The organism is Variovorax sp. P4_B10 (assembly GCF_056402375.1).
Window position 1 is genome coordinate 73,474 of record NZ_JBFUHN010000001.1, and the last position, 20,417, is coordinate 93,890.

Sequence of the window (20,417 nt, forward strand, 5' to 3'; positions counted from 1 at the left end):
CTGCCGACCGATTCCATGACCACGGCCAATCTGCTCGACTTCGATCTCGAGGGGCTGGCTGCGTTCTGCGAAAAACTCGGCGAGAAGAAGTTCCGCGCCACGCAGTTGTTCCGCTGGATTCACCAGCGTGGCGCCAGCGATTTCACCCAGATGACCGATCTGGCCAAGTCGCTGCGCGAAAAGCTCGCGACCACCGCGCGCGTCGAGGCCTTGCCGGTTCTCACGCAGCACGAATCCAAGGACGGCACGATCAAATGGCTGTTCGACGTCGGCGGCGGTGATGCGGTCGAGGCCGTGTTCATTCCCGAAGACGACCGGGGCACGCTGTGCGTGTCCTCGCAGGCCGGCTGTGCGGTCGGTTGCCGTTTCTGCTCGACCGGGCATCAGGGCTTCAGCCGCAACCTCGCCACGGGTGAAATCATCGCCCAGCTGTGGTTTGCCGAGCACTTCCTGCGCAAGCACCTGAAGCGCAGTCCTGACAAGGATGGACGCGTCATCTCCAACGTGGTGATGATGGGCATGGGCGAGCCACTGCAGAACTACAGCGCGCTGGTGCCCGCATTGCGCACCATGCTCGACGACAACGCCTACGGGCTGTCGCGCCGCCGCGTCACCGTGTCGACCTCCGGCGTGGTGCCGATGATCGACCGCCTGGGCGCCGATTGCCCGGTGGCGATGGCCGTCTCGCTGCATGCGCCCAACGATGCGCTGCGCGACGACCTCGTGCCGCTCAATCGCAAGTACCCGATTGCCGAACTGCTCGAGGCCTGCAAGCGCTACCTGGCGCACGCGCCGCGCGACTTCATCACCTTCGAGTACTGCATGCTCGACGGCGTCAACGACCAGCCCGAGCATGCGCGTCAGCTGGTGGAGCTCGTGCGCAGCCACAACGTCTCGTGCAAGTTCAACCTGATTCCGTTCAATCCGTTTCCGGCCTCGGGCCTGCTGCGTTCGCCGCAGCCGCGCGTGCTGGCGTTTGCCAGGACGCTGAGCGAGGCAGGTCTCGTGACCACCGTGCGCAAGACGCGCGGCGACGACATCGATGCCGCCTGCGGACAGCTCGCCGGCGACGTCAAGGACCGCACCCGCGCGGCCGAGCGCATGGCCCAGCGCCGTGCGACGGAGCGCCCCGTTGTCTTGCATCCGATGCGCAAGACCCCTACCGTCTCCCAGGAGCATTGAAGCGATGAGCATGGCCTTTCCGATGACCACCGCGAGCGTGCAGCGCATGTCGGCTGCAAGTTTCGCCGGTGTCGCCGTGGCGTTTCTGCTCGCCGGCTGCGTCAACACGCGGACCACCACCACCAGCCTGGCCGACACCAGCTCGGGCAAGGGCACCGAGATCGTGACCGAGTCCGACGAGACCAACCGGCAGCGCCGCGCGCGCCTGCGCATGGAGCTGGCCTCCGGTTACTTCGAGCATGGCCAGACCACCGTTGCGCTCGACGAGATCAAGCAGGCACTGGTTGCCGACCCCAACTATGCGGATGCCTACAACCTGCGCGGCCTCGTCTACATGCGGCTCGAAGACGCCGGCATGGCCGAGGACAGCTTCCGCCGCGCGATTGCCATCAGCCCCCGTGACCCCAACATCCGTCACAACTACGGCTGGCTGCTGTGCCAGCAGAACCGCTATGGCGACGCGGCGCAGCAGTTCACCGAAGCGCTCGCCGTGCCCAGCTACACCGACCGCGCCAAGACGCTCATGACGCAGGGCGTCTGCGAGCTCAAGGCTGGCCTGCGTCCGCAAGCGGAGCGCAGCCTGATGCAGGCCTACGAAATCGATGCCGGCAATCCGGTGGTCGGTTTCAACCTGGCTTCGGTGCTGGCGCAGCGCGAAGAATGGTCGCGCGCGCAGTTCTACATTCGCCGCGTCAACAACAGCCCTTCGGCCAGCTCCGAGACGCTCTGGCTCGGCATCAAGATCGAACGAAAGCTCAACAACCGCGAGGCTGTCGCGCAGTTGGGAGGCCAACTTCAGCGCCGCTTCCCCCAATCGCGGGAGGCAATAGCGTACGAGCGCGGGAATTTCAATGACTGAACGGGTTTCGGAGTTCGGGACCTCCGCGGCACTGCCGCTCGAGGAAGGCGACATCACGCACAAGACCGCCGGCGACATGCTGCGCGAGGCGCGCGAGGCGCACGGACTGCATATCGAAATGGTGGCGGCAGCGCTCAAGGTGCCGCCGCAGAAGCTCATGGCGCTCGAAGCGGACGACATCGCTTCGCTGCCCGACCCGGTCTTCGCGCGGGCCCTGGCCAGCAGCGTCTGCCGGGCACTGCGCATCGACCCCGCGCCCGTGCTCGCCAAGCTGCCGAGCACGAGGCACACGCCGTTGGCTGCGGCCGACCGCACGCTCAAGTCCAACGTCGTGTCCAGTACCCCGCGCTGGAATGGCGGCCGCTCCAGCGGACTGCCGTCGCGCACGCTGCTCACGGTCGTCGTGCTTCTGCTGATCGGCGCAGGAGCGCTGTTCTGGCTGCCCCAGTCGGTCTTCGACCAGATCGGCGCATCCGTATCGCGCCTCACGTCGCGCAGCGAACCCGACGCAGGCTCGACGAGCGAGGCGCCCACGGCCGGGTCCGCCTCGGGCACGCCGGGCGTTGTCGCCGAGAACGTCCCTGTGCAGGCCGTCGCGCCGGGCGGACCCGCCGGTGGTGCGCCCGCTGCCGTGGCCAATGCAAACACGACCGCGACTGCACCTGCACCTGCACCTGCACCTGCAGCGCCGGTTGCGCCCGCCGCGGTGTCTCCCGTTGCCGCCGCCGCAAGCGGCAGCCAGCAGCTTGTTTTCGTGGCGCGCGAGGCGTGCTGGATCACCGTGACCGAAGCCGGCGGCAAGCAGTTGCTGCGCCGCAGCCTGCAAGCCGGCGAAACCGTCGGACTGTCGGGCGCGCTGCCGCTGTCCGTGGTGGTGGGCCGGGCCTCGGCGGTCGATGTGCAGGTGCGCGGAAAGCCCTACGATCTGAAGCCTGTCACCCGCGGCGGCGGCGTGGCGCGTTTCGAGGTGACATCGTGACCGACTGCACTCCGCAACCCATCGAATCGGCGGCGCCGAAGGCGCGTCGCTCGCGCCAGGCCAGCGTGGTCTGGGGACCGCGCGTCGTCACGGTCGGTGGCGATGCGCCTGTGCGTGTGCAGTCGATGACGAACACCGACACGGTCGACGCCATCGGCACCGCCATCCAGGTCAAGGAACTCGCCATCGCGGGTTCCGAAATGGTCCGTATCACGGTCAACACGCCCGAAGCCGCTGCCCAGGTGCCCTACATCCGCGAGCAGCTCGATCGCATGGGCATCGACGTGCCGCTGATCGGCGACTTTCACTACAACGGCCACCGCCTGCTCACCGACTATCCGGCGTGTGCCGAGGCGCTGAGCAAATACCGCATCAACCCCGGCAACGTGGGCAAGGGCGACAAGCGCGACCGCCAGTTCGGCCAGATGATCGATGCCGCGATGCGCTGGAACAAGCCGGTGYGCATCGGCGTGAACTGGGGCAGCCTCGATCAGGAACTGCTGGCCAGCCTGATGGACATCAACAGCCGGCGTGCGGAGCCCTGGGACGCCAAGCAGGTGATGTACGAGGCGCTGATCACCTCGGCCATCGAGTCCGCCAGGCTGGCCGAATCGATGGGCATGGCCGGCAACCAGGTCATCCTGTCGTGCAAGGTCAGCGGCGTGCAGGACCTGATCTCGGTGTACCGTGAACTCGCGAAGCGCTGCGACTATCCGCTGCACCTCGGCCTGACCGAAGCCGGCATGGGCACCAAGGGCACGGTGGCTTCGGCCACGGCGCTGTCGATCCTGCTGCAGGAGGGCATCGGCGACACCATCCGCGTGTCGCTCACGCCGCAGCCGGGCGAGTCGCGCACGCAGGAAGTGCTGATCGCCAACGAGATTCTTCAGGCCCTGGGCCTGCGCGTGTTCGTGCCGAGCGTCACGGCCTGCCCGGGCTGCGGCCGCACCACGAGCACCACCTTCCAGGAACTCGCCAAGCAGATCGACGACTACCTGCGGATGCAGATGCCGGTCTGGCGCACGAAATATCCGGGCGTCGAAACGATGAAGGTGGCCGTCATGGGCTGTATCGTCAACGGCCCCGGCGAGAGCAAGCACGCCGACATCGGCATCAGCCTGCCCGGCACCGGCGAGGCGCCTGCCGCGCCGGTCTTCATCGACGGCGAAAAGGCCCTCACGCTGCGCGGCGACAATATCGCCAACGAGTTTCACCAGCTCGTCGAAACCTACATCGAAAAGCGCTTCGGCGGCGAACACGCCGTCGCTGCCTGACACCTCCGCAGACTCATGGCTGAAAAATTGAATGCCGTCAAAGGCATGAACGACATATTGCCGCCCGAATCGGCGCGCTGGGAGTGGCTCGAGGCCACCGTGCGCGACCTGATGGGGCGCTTTGCGTACCGCAACGTCCGCACGCCGATCCTGGAGCACACGGCGTTGTTCGTGCGCGGCATCGGCGAGGTGACGGATATCGTCGAGAAGGAGATGTACTCCTTCCATGACCGCTCGGACAAGTACGGCGACAACGACCACCTGACGCTGCGCCCCGAGAACACTGCCGGCCTGGTGCGTGCGGTGATCGAGCACAACATGCTCTACGACGGAGGCAAGCGCCTCTGGTACATCGGCCCGATGTTCCGGCGCGAGAAGCCGCAGCGCGGACGCTTCCGCCAGTTCCACCAGATCGGCGCCGAGGCGCTCGGTTTTGCCGGACCCGATGTCGATGCAGAACTGATCCTGCTGGCCAATGCGCTCTGGAAGATCATTGGCTTGACCGATGTCCGTCTCGAGCTCAACAGCCTGGGGCAACCCGCCGAGCGCGCACAACATCGCGCCCAGCTGATTGCCCATTTCGAGAAGCACGCCGACAAGCTCGACGAGGACGGCAAGCGCCGGCTGCACAGCAACCCGCTGCGAATCCTCGACACCAAGAACCCGGCGATGAAGGACGTGGTCGAGTCGGCGCCGAAGCTGATCGACTTCCTCGGCGCCGAATCGCTGGCCCACTTCGAGGGGCTCAAGGCCATCCTCGACGCCAATGGCGTGGCCTACACCATCAACCCCCGGCTGGTGCGCGGTCTCGACTACTACAACCTCAGCGTGTTCGAGTTCGTGACCGACCGTCTCGGCTCGCAGGGCACGGTGTGCGCAGGCGGCCGCTACGACGACCTGATCGCGCAGATCGGTGGCAAGCCGGCGCCGGCGGTGGGTTGGGCCATCGGCGTGGAGCGTGTGCTCGACCTGATGAAGGAGCAGGGCACCCAGATCCCGGTGCCGGTGCCCGATGTCTATGCTGTCGTGCCCGATGTGTCCGCGATGCCGGTGGTGCTGCGCACGCTGCAGCAACTGCGCGATGCCGGTGTTCGCGTGCAGATGCACGCCGCCACGGTCGACGGCCTCGGCAGCTTCAAGTCGCAGTTCAAACGAGCCGACAACAGCGGCGCCACCTACGCCCTGATCTTCGGCGCCGATGAACTTGCACGCGGCGAAGTGACTCTCAAGTCGCTGCGTGACGGAAGCGGCGCGCAAACTGCCCGGCCGCTTGCCGAAGTGGCCACCTGGGCCGCCACCCTACAATCGCCGGCTCCCAACATCTGACAGCGCATGGCAACCCATCTCGATCTCGACGAACAGGAACAGCTCGACCAGCTCAAGCATTTCTGGAACACCTACGGCACCCTGATCACCTGGGTCGTGCTGCTTGTCGCCGGCGCCTTCGTGGCCTGGAACGGCTGGCAGTACTTCCAGCGCAGCAAGGCTGCGCAGGCCGCGGCCCTCTACGACGAGGTCGAGCGCAGCGCGCAGTCCGGCGACGTCGAGCGCATCCAGCGCGTGCTGGGCGACATGAAGGAGCGCTTCGCCGGTACCGCCTACGCGCAGCAGGCGGGCCTGCTGGTCGCCAAGACGCTGTACGAGAAGGGCAAGCCCGAGGAATCGCGCGCTGCGCTGGGCTGGGTGGCGCAGAACGCCGTCGATCCGGGCTACCAGGCCATCGCGAAGCTGCGGCTCGCGGCCGAACTGCTCGATGGCAAGTCGTACGACGAAGCCCTGAAGCAACTCGACGGCAAGGTGCCCAAGGAATTCGAACCGCTGGTGGCCGATCGCAAGGGCGACATCTACATGGCGCAGGGCAAGCGCGACGAGGCCCAGGCCGAGTACCGCAAGGCCTGGACCGGCTTCGGCGCGGCCTCCGACTACCGCCGCCTGGTCGAGATCAAGCTCAACGCGGTCGGTGTCGACCCGAAGAGCCTGGCGCCCACGATCACCGTTACACCTGCAGCCACCAAAACTTCCTGACCGCATCATGAATTTCAAGCGTTTCATGCCTGAATCGACCGCCCTGCGTGCGGGTTCTGCTCTTGTTTTGGTAGCGTTCCTGGCCGCCTGCTCGGGTACCGGCAAGCCGAAGCCGGCCGAACTGCCCGCCAACCCCGCCTTGCTCGGCGTGCGTCAGGCCTGGAGCGTGCGCATTTCGGAAGTCAGCTTCCCGCTCACCACCGATGTCAGCGGCGACACCGTGACCGTGGCAGGCAGCGACGGCACGGTGGTCGCCATCGACGCCCGCGCCGGTCGTGAAGCCTGGCGTGCGAACGCAGGCGCCACGCTGGCGGCAGGCGTCGGCAGCGACGGCGCCTTGGCTGCCGTCGTCACCACCAACAACGAACTGGTCGCCATCGAGAACGGCAAGGTCCTGTGGAAGCAGAAGCTGCCGGCCCAGGCCTTCACCGCACCGCTGGTCGCAGGCCGCCGCGTGTTCGTGCAGACCGCCGACCGCAGCATCAGCGCCTGGGATGGCCAGAGCGGCCGCCGCCTCTGGCTGCAGCAGCGCCCGGCTGAAAACCTCGTGCTCCGGAAGCCGGGCGTGCTGATCGCCGTGGGCGACACCCTGGTTGCGGGCATCGGCGGCCGGCTGGTCGGCATCAATCCGGCCAACGGCACGTCGCGCTGGGAATCGCCCATCGCGGCGCCGCGCGGCACCAACGACGTGGAGCGCCTGGTCGACCTGACCGGCAGCGTCAGCCGCTTCGGCGACAGCTTGTGCGCACGCGCCTATTACGCGAGCGTCGGCTGTATCGAGACCCAGMGCGGCACGCTGGTCTGGAGCAAGCCGGCCTCCGGTGCGGATGGCGTGAGCGGCGATGAGCGCTTTGTCTATGGCACCGAATCCGACGGCAGCGTCACGGCCTGGCGCCGCGGTGACGGCGAGCGCGCCTGGCAATCGACCCGCTTCAAGAACCGTGGCCTGACCTCGCCACTCGCGGTGGGCCGCTCGCTGATCATCGGCGAGGACACCGGGTCCCTGCATTTCGTTTCGCGCGAAGACGGCGCGCTCCTGAATCGTGTCACGCCCGATGGCTCCGCCATCACCGTTGCGCCGGTCCTGGCTGGCAACACGGTCGTGGTCGTGACTGCCAAGGGTGGCGTGTTTGGCTATCGCCCTGAATAATTTCTTCTTCTCTCACTCCCAAGGCCTGACCATGAAAACCGCGCCATCGAAAGGCCGGCCATGAAGCCGGTCGTGGCCCTGGTCGGGCGTCCCAACGTCGGCAAGTCGACGCTCTTCAACCGCCTGACCCAGACGCGCGACGCCATCGTCGCCGACTTCGCCGGCCTCACGCGCGACCGCCACTACGGCAACGGTCGCCTGGGCAAGCACGAGTTCATCGTGATCGACACCGGCGGCTTCGAGCCCGATGCCGGCAGCGGCATCTACAAGGAAATGGCCAAGCAGACGCGGCAGGCCGTGGCCGAAGCCGACGTGGTGATCTTCGTGGTCGATGCCCGCGAAGGCCTGTCTGCGCAAGACCACGACATCGCCAACGAACTGCGCCGGCTGGGCAAGCCGTGCGTGCTGGCGGCCAACAAGGCCGAAGGCATGCACGACGGCACCAAGCTGGTCGATTTCTACGAACTCGGCTTTGGCGACGTGCATGGCGTGTCCGCTGCGCACGGGCAGGGCATGCGCGACCTGGTCGAGCTGGCGCTCGAGCCGCTGAACCTGCCCGATCCGGACGATGAAGCGGACGAAGACGACGTCAACAAGCCCATCAAGCTGGCGGTGGCCGGCCGGCCCAATGTCGGCAAGTCCACGCTGATCAACACCTGGCTCGGCGAGGAGCGCCTGGTGGCCTTCGACATGCCCGGCACCACGCGCGACGCCATCTCGGTGCCGTTCGAGCGCAACGGCCAGCGCTTCGAACTGATCGATACGGCCGGTCTGCGCCGCAAGGGCAAGGTGTTCGAGGCGATCGAGAAGTTCTCGGTGGTCAAGACGCTGCAGGCCATCGAATCGGCCAATGTCGTGCTGCTGCTGCTCGACGCCACCCAGGGTGTGACCGACCAGGATGCGCACATTGCAGGCTACATCCTCGAAAGCGGACGTGCGGTGGTGATCGCCATCAACAAGTGGGACGCGGTCGACAGCTACCAGCGCGAGCAGATCCAGCGGCAGATCGAAACCCGGCTGCCGTTCCTGAAGTTCGCGTCGCTRCATTTCATTTCGGCCATCAAGCGCCAGGGCCTCGGTCCGGTGTGGCAGGCGATTGCGCAGGCTCACAAGTCGGCCACGCGCAAGATGTCGACCCCCGTGCTCACGCGGTTGCTGCTGGAAGCGGTGCAGTTCCAGGCACCCCAGCGCGGAGGCATGTTCCGGCCCAAGCTGCGCTATGCGCATCAAGGCGGCATGAACCCGCCGGTGATCATCATCCACGGCAATTCGCTGGAGCACGTGACCGACGCCTACAAGCGCTTTCTGGAAGGGCGCTTCCGCAAGGAATTCGACCTGGTGGGCACGCCCTTGCGGATCCAGTTCAAAAGCTCGCAAAATCCTTTTGCGGACAAGGACGGCTGAGACCGCTTGGCCGCCGATGCCGGCCGATGAGTTGCAGCTGAATCGGAAGTTCCGCCTTTTGAGAACCGTTATTTTCTCAAGGCTTTTGACCCCGATTGCTGCAGCGCAGAAACCCTGTGTTAAGGTCATCTCTCCAACAACTACTCTTGAACACGGAGAATATCGTGAGCAATAAAGGGCAACTTCTGCAAGACCCGTTTCTGAACACCTTGCGTCGCGAGCATGTGCCGGTTTCCATTTACCTGGTGAACGGTATCAAGCTGCAAGGCCAGATCGAGTCTTTTGACCAGTACGTCGTATTGCTTCGCAATACGGTGACGCAAATGGTCTACAAGCACGCCATTTCCACCATCGTGCCGGGTCGTGCCGTCAACTTCTCGGCTGCCGAGAACGACGACGCCGCAGCCTGATCGCGCGGAGCGCGGCGGAGTCCCCTCCGTCGCGCTTTTCCCAATTCGTGATTCCGCTTGTCTGAACTGATCTCCCGCCAGGAAGGCGCCGCCGTTCTCGTCGGCGTCGATTTCGGGCTGCCCCATTTCGACAGCGAACTCGAGGAACTCGGCCTGCTCGCGCAGACCGCGGGCCTGACGCCTGTCGCCCGTCTCACATGCAAACGCAAGGCGCCCGATGCGGCGCTGTTCGTGGGCAGCGGCAAGGCCGACGAGATCAAGGAGCTTGCCGCCCTTTACCAGGCGAGCGAGGTCATCTTCGATCAGGCCCTGAGTCCCGCGCAGCAGCGCAACCTCGAACGCCAGCTCGACATCGCGGTGTACGACCGCACCTTCCTCATCCTCGAGATCTTCGCCCAGCGTGCTCGCTCGCATGAGGGCAAGCTGCRGGTCGAGCTCGCTCGCCTACAGTACCTCAGCACGCGGCTGGTTCGCCGCTGGTCCCACCTGGAGCGCCAGACCGGTGGCGCGGGTGTGCGCGGTGGCCCTGGCGAGAAGCAGATCGAACTCGACCGCCGGATGATCAACGAGTCGATCAAGCGCACGCGCGAGCGCCTGGCCAAGGTGCAGAAGCAGCGCGGCACGCAGCGCCGGCAGCGCGAGCGGCGCGAGACCTTCAACATCTCGCTCGTGGGCTACACCAACGCGGGCAAGTCGTCGCTGTTCAACGCGCTCGTCAAGGCGCGCGCCTATGCCGCCGACCAGCTGTTCGCTACGCTCGACACCACCACGCGCAACCTCTACCTCGGCGATGCGCGTCGCCAGGTTTCGATCTCCGACACCGTCGGCTTCATCCGCGACCTGCCGCATGGCCTGGTCGACGCGTTCAAGGCGACGCTCCAGGAAGCCGTCGATGCCGACCTGCTGCTGCATGTGATCGACGCCGCCAACCCCCATTACCCCGAGCAGATGGCCGAGGTGCAGACCGTCCTGCGAGAGATCGGCGCCGACACCGTTCCGCAACTGTTGGTATTCAACAAGCTCGACGCCCTTGAAAGCGCGCAGCATCCGCTGCATCTGCAGGACGAGATGGAAATCGACGGCGTGCAGGTCCCCCGCATCTTCCTCAGCGCCAAGAGCGGCGAGGGGGTTCCGCTGCTGCGCGCCGAACTGGCCCGGCAGTCGGGCTCGGTAGCCGATACGATGACCCCAGCGGCCGACACTGAATTGCACGATGCTGCCCTGTGATTGGGCACAATCCCGCCACTGACAAGAGAACGAAGCGAATGAATGCAAAGCCAGCGCGGAGAGGGTTTCTGGGCATGTTCAACCTGAACGATGGCCGGTGGGGTCGCGGCGACGAGCCGTCGTCCTCCAACGGCGACCGCCCAGCCGGCAACCGGCCCCCCGATGCCGATCCCCCGGGCGCACCGACGCCGCCGCCTTCGGGCAACAACAATGGCAATCGCCCCCGCGGCCAGGGTCCCAACCAGGGCCCGCCCGACCTCGATGAACTTTGGCGCGACCTCAATCGCAAGCTCGGCGGCTTCTTCGGCGGCGGCAAGGGTGGTGGCAACCGTCCCAATGGCAGCAACGGCGGCGGTGGCGGCGGTGGCTACAGGCCCGACATGAAAAACGCAGGATTCGGCCTCGGCCTGGTGGTTGCGGTGGCGGTCCTGATCTGGCTCGGCACCGGCTTCTTCATCGTGAACGAAGGCCAGCAGGCCGTCGTCACCCAGTTCGGCCGCTACAAGTCGACCGTGAACGCCGGCTTCAACTGGCGCCTGCCGTACCCCATTCAACGCCACGAGGTGGTGGTGACCACGCAGATTCGCTCGACCGACGTGGGCCGCGACGCGATCGTGCGCTCCACCGGCCTGCGCGAATCGGCCATGCTGACCGAAGACGAGAACATCGTCGAGATCAAGTTTGCCGTGCAGTACCGTCTGAGCAATGCGCAAGCCTGGCTCTACGAGAGCAAGTCGCCGGCTGAAACCATCGTGCAGGTGGCCGAGAGCTCCGTGCGCGAAGTGGTCGGCAAGATGAAGATGGATGCGGCGCTGGCCGAGGAGCGCGACCAGATCGCCCCGCGCGTGCGGCAACTGATGCAGACCATCCTCGACCGCTACAAGATCGGCGTCGAAGTCGTCGGCATCAACCTGCAACAGGGTGGCGTGCGTCCGCCCGAGCAGGTGCAGGCCGCATTCGACGACGTGCTCAAGGCTGGCCAGGAGCGCGAGCGCACCAAGAACGATGCGCAGGCCTACGCCAACCAGGTGGTGCCGCTTGCCTCCGGTACATCCTCGCGCCTCAAGGAAGAGTCCGAGGCCTACAAGGCGCGCATCGTCGCGCAGGCCCAGGGCGATGCCGGCCGCTTCGGCGCTGTGCTGGCCGAGTACCAGAAGGCGCCGCAGGTCACCCGCGACCGCATGTACATCGACGCCATGCAGCAGATCTATGCCAGCACGACCAAGGTACTGGTCGACAGCAAGCAAGGCTCCAACCTGCTTTACCTGCCGCTCGACAAGCTCATGCAGCTGAGCGGCAACAACGCAGCGGCAACACCCGTCGATGCCGCCAGTCCCAGCGTGGCCGGCACCGCGCCGGCCCAGTCGTCGGTGATTCCGGTGGCCCCGCCCACGGGCGAAAGCCGTGCACGCGACGGTCGTTCGCGTGACCGTGACGTGCGCTGAAAAAGGCCAGGAAGAACATGAACAGAATCGGATTCATCGCCTCGTCGATCCTCGTCTTGCTCGTGCTGCTGAGCTCGACCCTCTTCGTGGTCGACCAGCGCCAGTTCGGCGTGGTCTATGCCCTCGGCCAGATCAAGCAGGTCATCACCGAGCCGGGCCTCAACTTCAAGCTGCCGCCGCCGTTCCAGAACGTGTCGTACATCGACAAGCGCCTCCTGACGCTGTCCAGCATCGACACCGAGCCGATGCTCACCGCCGAAAAGCAGCGCGTGGTGATCGACTGGTATGTGCGCTGGCGCATCAGCGATCCGCAGGCTTACATCCGCAACGTTGGCCTCGACGAGAACGCGGGCGCCATGCAGCTCAACCGCGTGGTACGCAACGCCTTCCAGGAAAACATCAACAAGCGCACCGTGCGCGACCTGATCTCGGTTCGCCGCGAAGCGCTGATGGCCGACGTGCAGCGCGAAGTGCTGAGCGTGGTGAAGGGCGCCAAGCCCTGGGGCGTGGATGTGGTCGACGTGCGGATCACCCGCGTGGACTACGTGGAAGCCATCACCGAATCGGTCTACCGCCGCATGGAAGCCGAGCGCAAGCGCGTCGCCAACGAACTGCGCTCGACCGGTACGGCCGAAGGCGAAAAGATCCGTGCCGATGCCGACCGCCAGCGCGAAGTGATCGTGGCGAATGCCTACCGCGACGCCCAGAAGATCAAGGGCGAGGGCGATGCCCAGGCCGCCGCGGCATACAGCGAGGCCTTCGGCCGCGACCCGCAGTTCGCCCAGTTCTATCGCAGCCTCGAGGCCTACAAGCAGAGCTTCAACAAGAAGAGCGACGTGTTGGTGCTCGACCCATCCTCGGACTTCTTCCGGGCCATGCAAAGCTCCGGCACACCGGGCAACGCTCCCCGCCGCTAGCCGGTTCCTGGAGCCGTGAGCGCCGAGACCTTCTGGAGCGCGCTGGCGCTCGTCCTGGTGATCGAGGGCATCCTGCCTTTCCTGTCGCCGGGAGGGTGGCGGCGCGGCTTCAGCCAACTGATGCAGCTGCGCGACGGCCAGCTCCGTTTCTTCGGACTTTGCAGTATCTTGCTGGGCTTGGTACTACTTTGGGTTTTGGGCTAGGGTCTGCCGCCAATTAAACGCCTGCGCGAGACCCTGCTGCGCGGTGCAGTGCAAGGCGCCCTGAGCGCCGCGTAGCACCGCTACGCAAGGGAAGGGCAACGCCGCAATGCGCCGCGCAGCAGGGTCTCCCTCCGGGCTGGTCCCGCCATACGGCGTCTGCTTTGTCGGCCGGCTTGCCCATGGGTGACCATGGGCTGCGTCGCCCTTCGCGCACCCACCGCATGGCGGGACCAGCGCGCAGGCGTTTAATTGGCGGCAGACCCTGGGCGCGGTCCCGGTAGAATCCCGGTTTAACCACGCCCCCGATCCCCATGTCCGCCTGGGTCCTCCCGGATCACATTGCCGATGTGCTGCCTTCCGAGGCGCGCCACATCGAAGAACTTCGACGCCAGCTGCTCGACACCGCCCGTGGCTATGGCTACGAGCTGGTGATGCCGCCGCTGCTCGAGCACCTCGAGTCGTTGCTGTCGGGCACCGGCGAGGCGCTCGACCTCCAAACCTTCAAGCTTGTCGACCAGCTCTCCGGCCGCAGCATGGGCCTGCGCGCCGACACCACCCCCCAGGTGGCGCGCATCGACGCCCACCTGCTGAACCGCGACGGCGTGGCTCGCCTGTGCTACTGCGGCCCGGTGCTCCATACCCGGCCCGACCGCCCGCATGCCACGCGCGAGCCGCTGCAGTTCGGCGCCGAGATCTACGGCCATGCCGGCCTCGAAGCCGACACCGAAACCCTGCTGCTGGCACTTGATTGCCTCGACGCCGCCGGCCTRCACGACGGCGTGATCGTCGATCTGGCCGATGCCCGCATCGTGCGGGCATTGTTTGCCGGCGTGCCGGTCGATGCCGCAGCGCTCGCCCGCGTGCATGCCGCGCTGGCTGCCAAGGACGCGAGCGAACTGCATGCGCTCACCAAGGATTTCCCGGCCGCGTCGCGCGACGGGCTGCGTGCGCTGGTCCAGCTGTACGGCGACGCGGCGGTGCTCGGCGAGGCGGCCAAGGCCCTGAAGGCCACGCCGGCCGTGGGCGCCGCGCTGGCCGACCTGAAGCAGCTTGCAGCGGGCTTGAACGGCACGGCAGGACGCCAGATCAGCTTCGACCTGGCCGACCTGCGCGGCTACGCCTACTACAGCGGCATGCGCTTCGGCATCTATGTGCCGGGCGCCGCCGATGCGCTGGTGCGCGGCGGCCGCTACGACGAGGTGGGCGCCGTGTTCGGCCGCAACCGTCCGGCCGTCGGCTTCAGCCTCGACGTGCGCGAGCTGGTCGGCGTGCTGCCGGCGCGCCCGCTGCGCGCCGCCATCCGCGCGCCCTGGAGCGATGCGGCCGGACTGCGCCAGGCCATCGCCCAACTGCGCAAGGCCGGCGAAACGGTTGTCTGCGTGTTGCCGGGCCACGGCAGCGAAATCGATGAATTCCATTGCGACCGCGAGCTTGTCGAGCAAGCGGGCCAGTGGAATGTCCGAACGATCTGAATTTTTAAGCAATGGAACGAGCATGAGCGTAACCACCGGAAGAAACGTGGTCGTCGTCGGGACCCAGTGGGGTGACGAAGGCAAAGGCAAGCTGGTCGACTGGCTGACCGAAAGCGCCCAGGGCGTGGTCCGCTTCCAGGGCGGCCACAACGCTGGCCACACGCTGGTCATCAACGGCGTGAAGACCGCGTTGCACCTGATTCCGAGCGGCATCATGCGGCCCGGCGTCAAGTGCTACATCGGCAACGGCGTGGTGCTGTCGGCCGCCAAGCTGTTCGAGGAAATCGAAGGCCTGGAGAAGGCCGGCGTCGAAGTACGCTCGCGCCTGCGCATCAGCGAGGCCTGCCCGCTGATCCTGCCGTTCCACGCCGCGCTCGACATCGCGCGCGAGGCCTACCGCGAAAAGGGCGGCGTCGAGAAGATCGGCACCACCGGTCGCGGCATCGGCCCGGCCTACGAAGACAAGATCGCCCGCCGCGCGCTGCGCGTGCAGGACCTGAAGCACCCCGACCGCTTCGCGACCAAGCTGCGCGTGCTGCTCGACCTGCACAACCACGTGCTGACGCAGGTGCTGGGCGCGCCGGCCATCGACTTCGACACCGTGTTCGACGAGGCCATGCGCCACGCTGTGCTGCTCAAGCCGATGATGGCCGACGTATCGCGCGAGCTGAACGACGCGCACAAGGCTGGCGCGAACCTGCTGTTCGAAGGTGCGCAGGGTACGCTGCTCGACGTCGATCACGGCACCTATCCGTACGTCACTTCCAGCAACTGCGTGGCCGGCAACGCCGCCGCCGGTTCCGGCGTGGGTCCGGGCATGCTGCACTACATCCTGGGCATCACGAAGGCCTACTGCACGCGTGTCGGCGGCGGTCCGTTCCCCACGGAACTCGACTGGGCCACGCCGGGTACCCCGGGCTACCACATGAGCACCGTGGGCGCCGAGAAGGGCGTTACCACGGGCCGCAGCCGCCGCTGCGGCTGGTTCGACGCCGCGCTGCTCAAGCGCTCGGCGCAGGTCAACGGCCTGTCGGGCCTGTGCATCACCAAGCTCGACGTGCTCGACGGACTCGAGAAGCTCGAACTCTGCACCGGCTACGAACTGGACGGTGAAACCACCGACATCCTGCCGATGGGCGCGGACGAGATCGAGCGCTGCACGCCGATCTACGAAACCCTCGAAGGCTGGAGCGAAAGCACCGTCGGCGTCACGCAGTACGACAAGCTGCCGGTCAATGCGCGGCTCTACCTGCAGCGCATCGAGCAGATCACGGGCGTGCCGATCCACATGGTGTCCACGAGCCCCGACCGCGACCACACGATCATGATGCGCCACCCTTACCTGGCCGACTGAAGAGGAAAAGAAGAACCATGTTGACCGAAGACGGCAAACATCTCTACGTCAGCTACGACGAGTACCACAACCTGATCGAGAAGCTCGCGATCAAGGTGCACCAGTCGGGCTGGGAGTTCGACACCATCCTGTGCCTGGCCCGTGGCGGCATGCGCCCGGGCGACGTGCTCTCGCGCATCTTCGACAAGCCGCTGGCGATCATGTCGACCAGCTCCTACCGCGCCGATGCCGGCACGATCCAGGGCCATCTCGACATCGCCCGCTTCATCACCACGCCCAAGGGCGAGATCGCGGGCAGGGTGCTGCTGGTGGATGACCTGGCCGACTCGGGCCACACGCTGCATGCGGTGATGGACATGCTGCGCAACAACTACAAGCCGATCAGCGAGCTGCGCAGCGCGGTGATCTGGACCAAGGCGCTGTCGACCTTCACGCCCGACTACTCGGTCGAGTACCTGGCGACCAACCCGTGGATCCACCAGCCCTTCGAGGGCTACGACTCGCTCGGCGCCGAGAAGCTGCTGGAGAAGTGGTCGGTCTGATCGGGCCCTAGCCGCCCCACGATCCGTCGCCGGAAGTGAGCATCGCGGTGTAGCGCCGCTGCATCTCTTCCGGCGTCAGTTTTTCGATGCTGTGGCCCACGTTCCAGCGATGGCCGAAGGGGTCGCGAAAAACCCCCGAGCGCTCGCCGTAGAACTGGTCCTGCGGCGCCATGTCGAGCGTCGCGCCGGCCGCCACGGCCCGCGCCACCACCGCATCGGCATCGTCCACATGCAGGTGCAGCGTGACGGCGCTGCCGCCGAGCGTCTTGGCGCTGCGGATGTCGTATTCGGCGAACTCGTCCGAGATCATCAGGATCGCGCCGTTGTGGAAGTCCAGTTCCGCGTGGCCGATGCGCCCGCTGGGCTCGGTGAGGCGGAAGATCTCCTTCACCTCGAAGACATCGCAATAGAAGTCGATGGCCGCGCCGGCATCGTCGACGCAGAGGTACGGAAACAGTTCGTGGATCGCCATGATGGTTGCCTTTCAGAGAGAGGGAACAGTGTCGTGGCGCCRATTCTGGGCCGCCGCGCCGCTACCGTCTTGAACGAAATTGACCTGTTGTGGCTGCCGGCACATGCCGCGGCGACGCGGCCCCCGCCTGCCGCCAGGCTTGCGGCGACATGCCCGCCAGCGCGGAGAACTCGCGGCTCAGGTGCGCCTGGTCGCTGTAGCCGGCGGTGAGCGCAATGTCGACCCAGTTCTGCGCCGGGTCGGCGGCCAGCGCCAGTGCGCGGTCGAAACGCATCACGCGTGCGTATTCCTTGGGGCTGAGGCCGACGGCGCCGCGGAAGAGCGCGATGAAGCGGCGATGGCTGTAGCCGCTGCGCGTCACCAGTCCGGCGATCGACGGGTTCTCGCGGGCGAGCGGATCGAGCGTCGCGGCGACGGCCGGGTGCAGGCCATGCAGGCCGGCGCTCAGCGAATCGATGACACGCTGGGCGAGCAGGGCTTCGAAGACCGCCAGCTGCCGTTCGAGGCTGCCCGCCGCATGGATCTGTTCGAGTGCGTCGTCGGCCTGCTGCGCGCCCCAGAGCGCATCGAGCGGCGTGTGCTGGCTGGCCAGTGCATCTTCGGGCACGCCGAGCAGGGCACGGGCGGCACCGGGCTGAAGCTGGGCACCGACGGATCGGGTGGCGACCGATACATCGCGCATGTAGAAGGCTGCGCGCGCGCCGCCGACGATCGCGTAGCCGCAGGTCTGGCCGTGCACGTCGTCGGGGCCGCCGAACAGCTTCAGCGGCGGACCCGAAAGCCGGAACACCAGGTGCATGCCGCCGGTGGGCAGCACATGCTCGCGCGCGCCCGGGCGTTCAGCGGGCTCGCCTTCGGGCGCCGATGCCCACAACAGCTTCACGAAGGGCTGCAAATGAGGGGGAGGGAGCCGCGTCAGCTGCATCGGCGCATTGTGCGGCGGAAGCCGCGACAAAAGCATCCGAGCCCGGATGCGCGGTCGCGCTAGCATTCACCCATGAGCAAGCCCTCCACGACCCTGATCCACCACCCCTACACCCCGCCCGCAACCTTCGCCGCGCCGCAGCCCGGCGTGTTCAAGGCGTCGACCGTGTTCTTCGCCGACGTGGCTGCCATGCGCGCACGCGACTGGAAGACCAAGGCCGGCTACACCTACGGCCTGCACGGCACGCCGACCACCTTCACCCTCGAGGAGCGCCTGGCCACGCTCGAAGGCGGCACCGAATGCCTGCTGGTGCCGAGCGGGCTGGCAGCCATCGCGCTGGTCTCGTTCGCCTTCCTGAAGACCGGCGACGAGGTGCTGATTCCCGACAACGCCTACGGCCCCAACAAGGCGCTGGCGACCGGCGAACTCGCGAACTTCGGCATTACCCACCGCATGTACGACGCGATGAACCCGGCCGATCTGGAGGCCAAGCTCTCGCACCGCACGCGGCTGGTATGGGTCGAAGCGGCCGGCTCGGTGACGATGGAGTTTCCGGACCTGCCCGCGCTGGTGGAAGTTTGCCGCGCGCGGGGCGTGATGACGGCGCTCGACAACACCTGGGGCGCAGGCCTGGCCTTCGCGCCCTTCGATTTCAACGGCACGGGGCAGGGTGTCGACATCTCGGTGCACGCGCTCACCAAGTACCCGAGCGGCGGCGGCGACGTGCTGATGGGCAGCGTGGTCACCAGCGACGAACGGCTGCACCGCGCGCTCAAGCTCACGCACATGCGCATGGGCTTCGGCATCGGCGTGGGGGATGTGGAAACGCTGCTGCGCTCGCTGCCGAGCATCGGGCTGCGCTATGCCGCGCACGACCGTTCGGCGCGCGAACTGGCCGGATGGCTCAACGGCTGTGAAGAGATCGCGCAGGTGCTGCACCCCGCGCTGGAAGATTCGCCCGGCCACGCCAACTGGCGCGCGCTGTGCGGCGCCACCGATCTGGCCGCGGGCCTGTTCTCGGTCGTGTTCGACGAGCGCTTCAGCACCGAGCAGGTCGACCGTTTCTGCGACAGCCTGAGGCTGTTCCGCCTCGGCTATTCATGGGGCGGGCCGATCAGCCTGGTGGTTCCCTACGACATCGGCCTGATGCGCGACGCGAGCGTGGCGCGTTGGCCGTACAAGGGCACGCTGGTGCGCTTTTCGATCGGTCTCGAGGACGTGGACGACCTGCGGGCCGACCTGCAGCAGGCACTGGTGCAGATGTAGAACCCGCCGCGCACAGTGGGAAGAAAGCACCGCAAGAGCCACCATGTCGCGCCGCCTGCCGCGCGTGCAGTGGCGGTGGCTCCACCGCCAGCGTCCGAGGCCGTCGCATCGCGCGTGCTGACTGTTCCGACGCACGTACTGGCGTCGCTGGCCGCGCCGCTGAGTGGCGTGCCGGACGTGACGACCACGCGGCTCCTGCTCGGTGGCATGGTGGCCCTGTTCGCGCTGATTGCGCTGGCGCTCGGCGCTGCGGTGGTGCTGCAGGATGACTGGTCCAACGCGCGTGGCAACGAAGCGATCCTCATGCTCGTGGGGCTGGTGCTGGTTGCGGCGCTGGGCGGTGGCCTCTGGTTTCTGCTGCGCCAGTTCTCACGCGTGGGCGAGGGACTGTTCCAGATCGATGCACAGGGCATGCGCTGGGGCGACCCGACCTCGCCGCGAGCCGTGGCCTGGCACGAGGTGTGCCGCACGCGCGCTGGCCTGTACGACGTGAAGACCGAGTTCGTGTCGAGCGAGGCGATCGTCAAGCGGCTGGTCTTCCAGCAAGCCGCACGAGGCTCCGGGCCCGCGGAAATCAGGCTGCCGCTGGCCCTGACCATCGACGCGGGACGCGTCCTTCGCTTCCGCAACCGGGCCGCGCTCCTGCGCGCGATACTGATCCGGCTTGCAACCCAGCCCCGACCGCGCCTGCGCTTCGATGCCGAGGTATTCATCGACGCCGGCATCGACCCCGAAACCTGGGAGCCCATGCCGGGCCCGAGGCGCTGGATGTGGCTTTCCTCCCTGGGGGCGCTGCTGCCGGTGCTGGCCGTGATATTCCTTTGGCCGCAGGGCCGGCACGTCGGCTGGATGGTGGTCGCGATCATCCTCGCCATGGTGGCCGGCGCCGGTGCCATGGGCTGGTTCATGCACCAGCGTTACCCCGGTTTGCAAGGTGTGTTCGAGTTCGAAACGCCGCCCGGTTCCGCACCTTGAGACCGCACCGTTATCGCTTACAGTAGGCCACGCACAGTCACCGTGACTGTCTCGCCTCAAGGAGAAGCAGTGGCAACACCAAATTACGGCTACGAGAAGCGCCAGAAAGAGCTGGCCAAGAAGAAGAAAAAGGAAGAAAAGCTTCGGGAAAAGGCGAATCGCAAACTCAGCCCGAGCAGCGACGGTCTGGCCCCCGGAGACCCGGAGACCGACGTGGCATCGCTCGAACGCGATCCCCCCACGGTGCCCGAGTTGCCCACCAAGAACGGTTGATCCGCTCCTGGCGTCCCCATCAAGAAGCCGCCGCAGGCCTGCGCCTGCGGCGGCTTTTTCTT

The 20,417-nt window shown here is 66.6% G+C and carries 21 protein-coding genes; 19 read left to right on the top strand and 2 right to left on the bottom strand.

Annotated elements, in window-relative coordinates; translation table 11 throughout:
- The first annotated feature begins 15 nt into the window (after window positions 1-15).
- The 16 genes from rlmN to AC1DXX_RS00410 all read left to right on the top strand — a co-directional run bounded on the left by rlmN (window position 16) and on the right by AC1DXX_RS00410 (window position 16,444).
- Window positions 16-1,182, top strand: a complete 1,167-nt coding sequence (gene rlmN, locus AC1DXX_RS00335; protein WP_478132168.1) for a dual-specificity RNA methyltransferase RlmN — start codon at window positions 16-18, stop codon at window positions 1,180-1,182.
- 4 nt (window positions 1,183-1,186) lie between these two features.
- On the top strand, window positions 1,187-2,041 hold the full coding sequence (gene pilW, locus AC1DXX_RS00340; RefSeq protein ID WP_478132169.1) for a type IV pilus biogenesis/stability protein PilW: 855 nt from the start codon (window positions 1,187-1,189) through the stop codon (window positions 2,039-2,041).
- The gene (locus AC1DXX_RS00345; RefSeq protein WP_478132170.1) at window positions 2,034-3,020 is read left to right on the top strand and encodes a helix-turn-helix domain-containing protein; all 987 of its coding nucleotides are present in this window, start codon (window positions 2,034-2,036) and stop codon (window positions 3,018-3,020) included. The genes pilW and AC1DXX_RS00345 overlap by 8 nt, the downstream gene beginning before the upstream one ends.
- A complete protein-coding gene (ispG, locus tag AC1DXX_RS00350; RefSeq protein ID WP_478132171.1) occupies window positions 3,017-4,294 on the top strand; it encodes a flavodoxin-dependent (E)-4-hydroxy-3-methylbut-2-enyl-diphosphate synthase in 1,278 nt (425 codons plus the stop codon). Before AC1DXX_RS00345 ends, ispG begins: the two co-directional genes overlap by 4 nt.
- Before the next feature lie 15 nt (window positions 4,295-4,309).
- Window positions 4,310-5,620 carry a histidine--tRNA ligase gene (gene hisS, locus AC1DXX_RS00355; RefSeq protein WP_478132172.1) on the top strand — a complete coding sequence of 437 codons (1,311 nt, stop codon included), beginning with the start codon at window positions 4,310-4,312 and terminating at the stop codon, window positions 5,618-5,620.
- Between the two features lie 6 nt (window positions 5,621-5,626).
- Entirely contained in the window at window positions 5,627-6,319 is a 693-nt protein-coding gene (locus tag AC1DXX_RS00360; RefSeq protein WP_478132173.1) for a YfgM family protein, read from the top strand.
- A 7-nt stretch (window positions 6,320-6,326) separates the two neighbouring features.
- Window positions 6,327-7,469, top strand: a complete 1,143-nt coding sequence (gene bamB / locus AC1DXX_RS00365) for an outer membrane protein assembly factor BamB (RefSeq protein WP_478132174.1) — start codon at window positions 6,327-6,329, stop codon at window positions 7,467-7,469.
- Window positions 7,470-7,529: 60 nt separating this feature from the next.
- The gene (gene der / locus AC1DXX_RS00370; RefSeq protein ID WP_478132175.1) at window positions 7,530-8,873 is read left to right on the top strand and encodes a ribosome biogenesis GTPase Der; all 1,344 of its coding nucleotides are present in this window, start codon (window positions 7,530-7,532) and stop codon (window positions 8,871-8,873) included.
- 164 nt (window positions 8,874-9,037) lie between these two features.
- Window positions 9,038-9,283, top strand: coding sequence for an RNA chaperone Hfq (hfq, locus tag AC1DXX_RS00375; RefSeq protein WP_012747311.1), 246 nt, complete (start codon window positions 9,038-9,040; stop codon window positions 9,281-9,283).
- 57 nt (window positions 9,284-9,340) lie between these two features.
- Window positions 9,341-10,510, top strand: coding sequence for a GTPase HflX (hflX, locus tag AC1DXX_RS00380; RefSeq protein WP_478132176.1), 1,170 nt, complete (start codon window positions 9,341-9,343; stop codon window positions 10,508-10,510).
- A 74-nt stretch (window positions 10,511-10,584) separates the two neighbouring features.
- Window positions 10,585-11,955, top strand: coding sequence for an FtsH protease activity modulator HflK (gene hflK / locus AC1DXX_RS00385; RefSeq protein ID WP_478132177.1), 1,371 nt, complete (start codon window positions 10,585-10,587; stop codon window positions 11,953-11,955).
- Window positions 11,956-11,972: 17 nt separating this feature from the next.
- Window positions 11,973-12,872: a protease modulator HflC gene (gene hflC, locus AC1DXX_RS00390; RefSeq protein ID WP_478132178.1), complete on the top strand. Its 900-nt coding sequence runs from the start codon at window positions 11,973-11,975 to the stop codon at window positions 12,870-12,872.
- A gap of 15 nt (window positions 12,873-12,887) precedes the next feature.
- Window positions 12,888-13,076 carry a DUF2065 domain-containing protein gene (locus tag AC1DXX_RS00395; RefSeq protein ID WP_478132179.1) on the top strand — a complete coding sequence of 63 codons (189 nt, stop codon included), beginning with the start codon at window positions 12,888-12,890 and terminating at the stop codon, window positions 13,074-13,076.
- 311 nt (window positions 13,077-13,387) lie between these two features.
- Complete coding sequence (locus AC1DXX_RS00400) at window positions 13,388-14,548, top strand: ATP phosphoribosyltransferase regulatory subunit (RefSeq protein ID WP_478132180.1); 1,161 nt, start codon at window positions 13,388-13,390, stop codon at window positions 14,546-14,548.
- A gap of 22 nt (window positions 14,549-14,570) precedes the next feature.
- Window positions 14,571-15,902 (top strand): adenylosuccinate synthase, encoded by a 1,332-nt coding sequence (locus AC1DXX_RS00405; protein WP_478132181.1) that lies wholly within the window; start codon window positions 14,571-14,573, stop codon window positions 15,900-15,902.
- 17 nt (window positions 15,903-15,919) lie between these two features.
- The gene (locus AC1DXX_RS00410) at window positions 15,920-16,444 is read left to right on the top strand and encodes a phosphoribosyltransferase (protein ID WP_478132182.1); all 525 of its coding nucleotides are present in this window, start codon (window positions 15,920-15,922) and stop codon (window positions 16,442-16,444) included.
- Between the two features lie 7 nt (window positions 16,445-16,451).
- On the opposite strand, the gene AC1DXX_RS00415 is transcribed toward AC1DXX_RS00410, so the two are convergent.
- Window positions 16,452-16,916, bottom strand: a complete 465-nt coding sequence (locus tag AC1DXX_RS00415; protein ID WP_478132183.1) for a VOC family protein — start codon at window positions 16,914-16,916, stop codon at window positions 16,452-16,454.
- A gap of 61 nt (window positions 16,917-16,977) precedes the next feature.
- Complete coding sequence (locus tag AC1DXX_RS00420) at window positions 16,978-17,877, bottom strand: helix-turn-helix domain-containing protein (protein WP_478132184.1); 900 nt, start codon at window positions 17,875-17,877, stop codon at window positions 16,978-16,980.
- A 36-nt stretch (window positions 17,878-17,913) separates the two neighbouring features.
- On the opposite strand from AC1DXX_RS00420, the gene AC1DXX_RS00425 reads away from it, so the two are divergent.
- The 3 genes from AC1DXX_RS00425 to AC1DXX_RS00435 all read left to right on the top strand — a co-directional run bounded on the left by AC1DXX_RS00425 (window position 17,914) and on the right by AC1DXX_RS00435 (window position 20,355).
- Complete coding sequence (locus AC1DXX_RS00425) at window positions 17,914-19,107, top strand: PLP-dependent transferase (RefSeq protein ID WP_478132185.1); 1,194 nt, start codon at window positions 17,914-17,916, stop codon at window positions 19,105-19,107.
- 15 nt (window positions 19,108-19,122) lie between these two features.
- A complete protein-coding gene (locus tag AC1DXX_RS00430) occupies window positions 19,123-20,082 on the top strand; it encodes a hypothetical protein (protein ID WP_478132186.1) in 960 nt (319 codons plus the stop codon).
- Between the two features lie 69 nt (window positions 20,083-20,151).
- Window positions 20,152-20,355, top strand: a complete 204-nt coding sequence (locus tag AC1DXX_RS00435; RefSeq protein ID WP_055796387.1) for a hypothetical protein — start codon at window positions 20,152-20,154, stop codon at window positions 20,353-20,355.
- The last annotated feature ends 62 nt before the right edge of the window (window positions 20,356-20,417 follow it).

Coding starts and splice junctions, on each gene's coding strand:
- AC1DXX_RS00425 (WP_478132185.1), top strand. CDS start 17,914: ATGAGCAAGCCCTCCACGACCCTGATCCACCACCCCTACACCCCGCCC.
- AC1DXX_RS00405 (WP_478132181.1), top strand. CDS start 14,571: ATGAGCGTAACCACCGGAAGAAACGTGGTCGTCGTCGGGACCCAGTGG.
- hisS (WP_478132172.1), top strand. CDS start 4,310: ATGGCTGAAAAATTGAATGCCGTCAAAGGCATGAACGACATATTGCCG.
- AC1DXX_RS00410 (WP_478132182.1), top strand. CDS start 15,920: ATGTTGACCGAAGACGGCAAACATCTCTACGTCAGCTACGACGAGTAC.
- AC1DXX_RS00420 (WP_478132184.1), bottom strand. CDS start 17,877: ATGCTTTTGTCGCGGCTTCCGCCGCACAATGCGCCGATGCAGCTGACG.
- pilW (WP_478132169.1), top strand. CDS start 1,187: ATGAGCATGGCCTTTCCGATGACCACCGCGAGCGTGCAGCGCATGTCG.
- hflC (WP_478132178.1), top strand. CDS start 11,973: ATGAACAGAATCGGATTCATCGCCTCGTCGATCCTCGTCTTGCTCGTG.
- AC1DXX_RS00345 (WP_478132170.1), top strand. CDS start 2,034: ATGACTGAACGGGTTTCGGAGTTCGGGACCTCCGCGGCACTGCCGCTC.
- hflK (WP_478132177.1), top strand. CDS start 10,585: ATGTTCAACCTGAACGATGGCCGGTGGGGTCGCGGCGACGAGCCGTCG.
- AC1DXX_RS00360 (WP_478132173.1), top strand. CDS start 5,627: ATGGCAACCCATCTCGATCTCGACGAACAGGAACAGCTCGACCAGCTC.
- rlmN (WP_478132168.1), top strand. CDS start 16: ATGACCACGGCCAATCTGCTCGACTTCGATCTCGAGGGGCTGGCTGCG.
- AC1DXX_RS00415 (WP_478132183.1), bottom strand. CDS start 16,916: ATGGCGATCCACGAACTGTTTCCGTACCTCTGCGTCGACGATGCCGGC.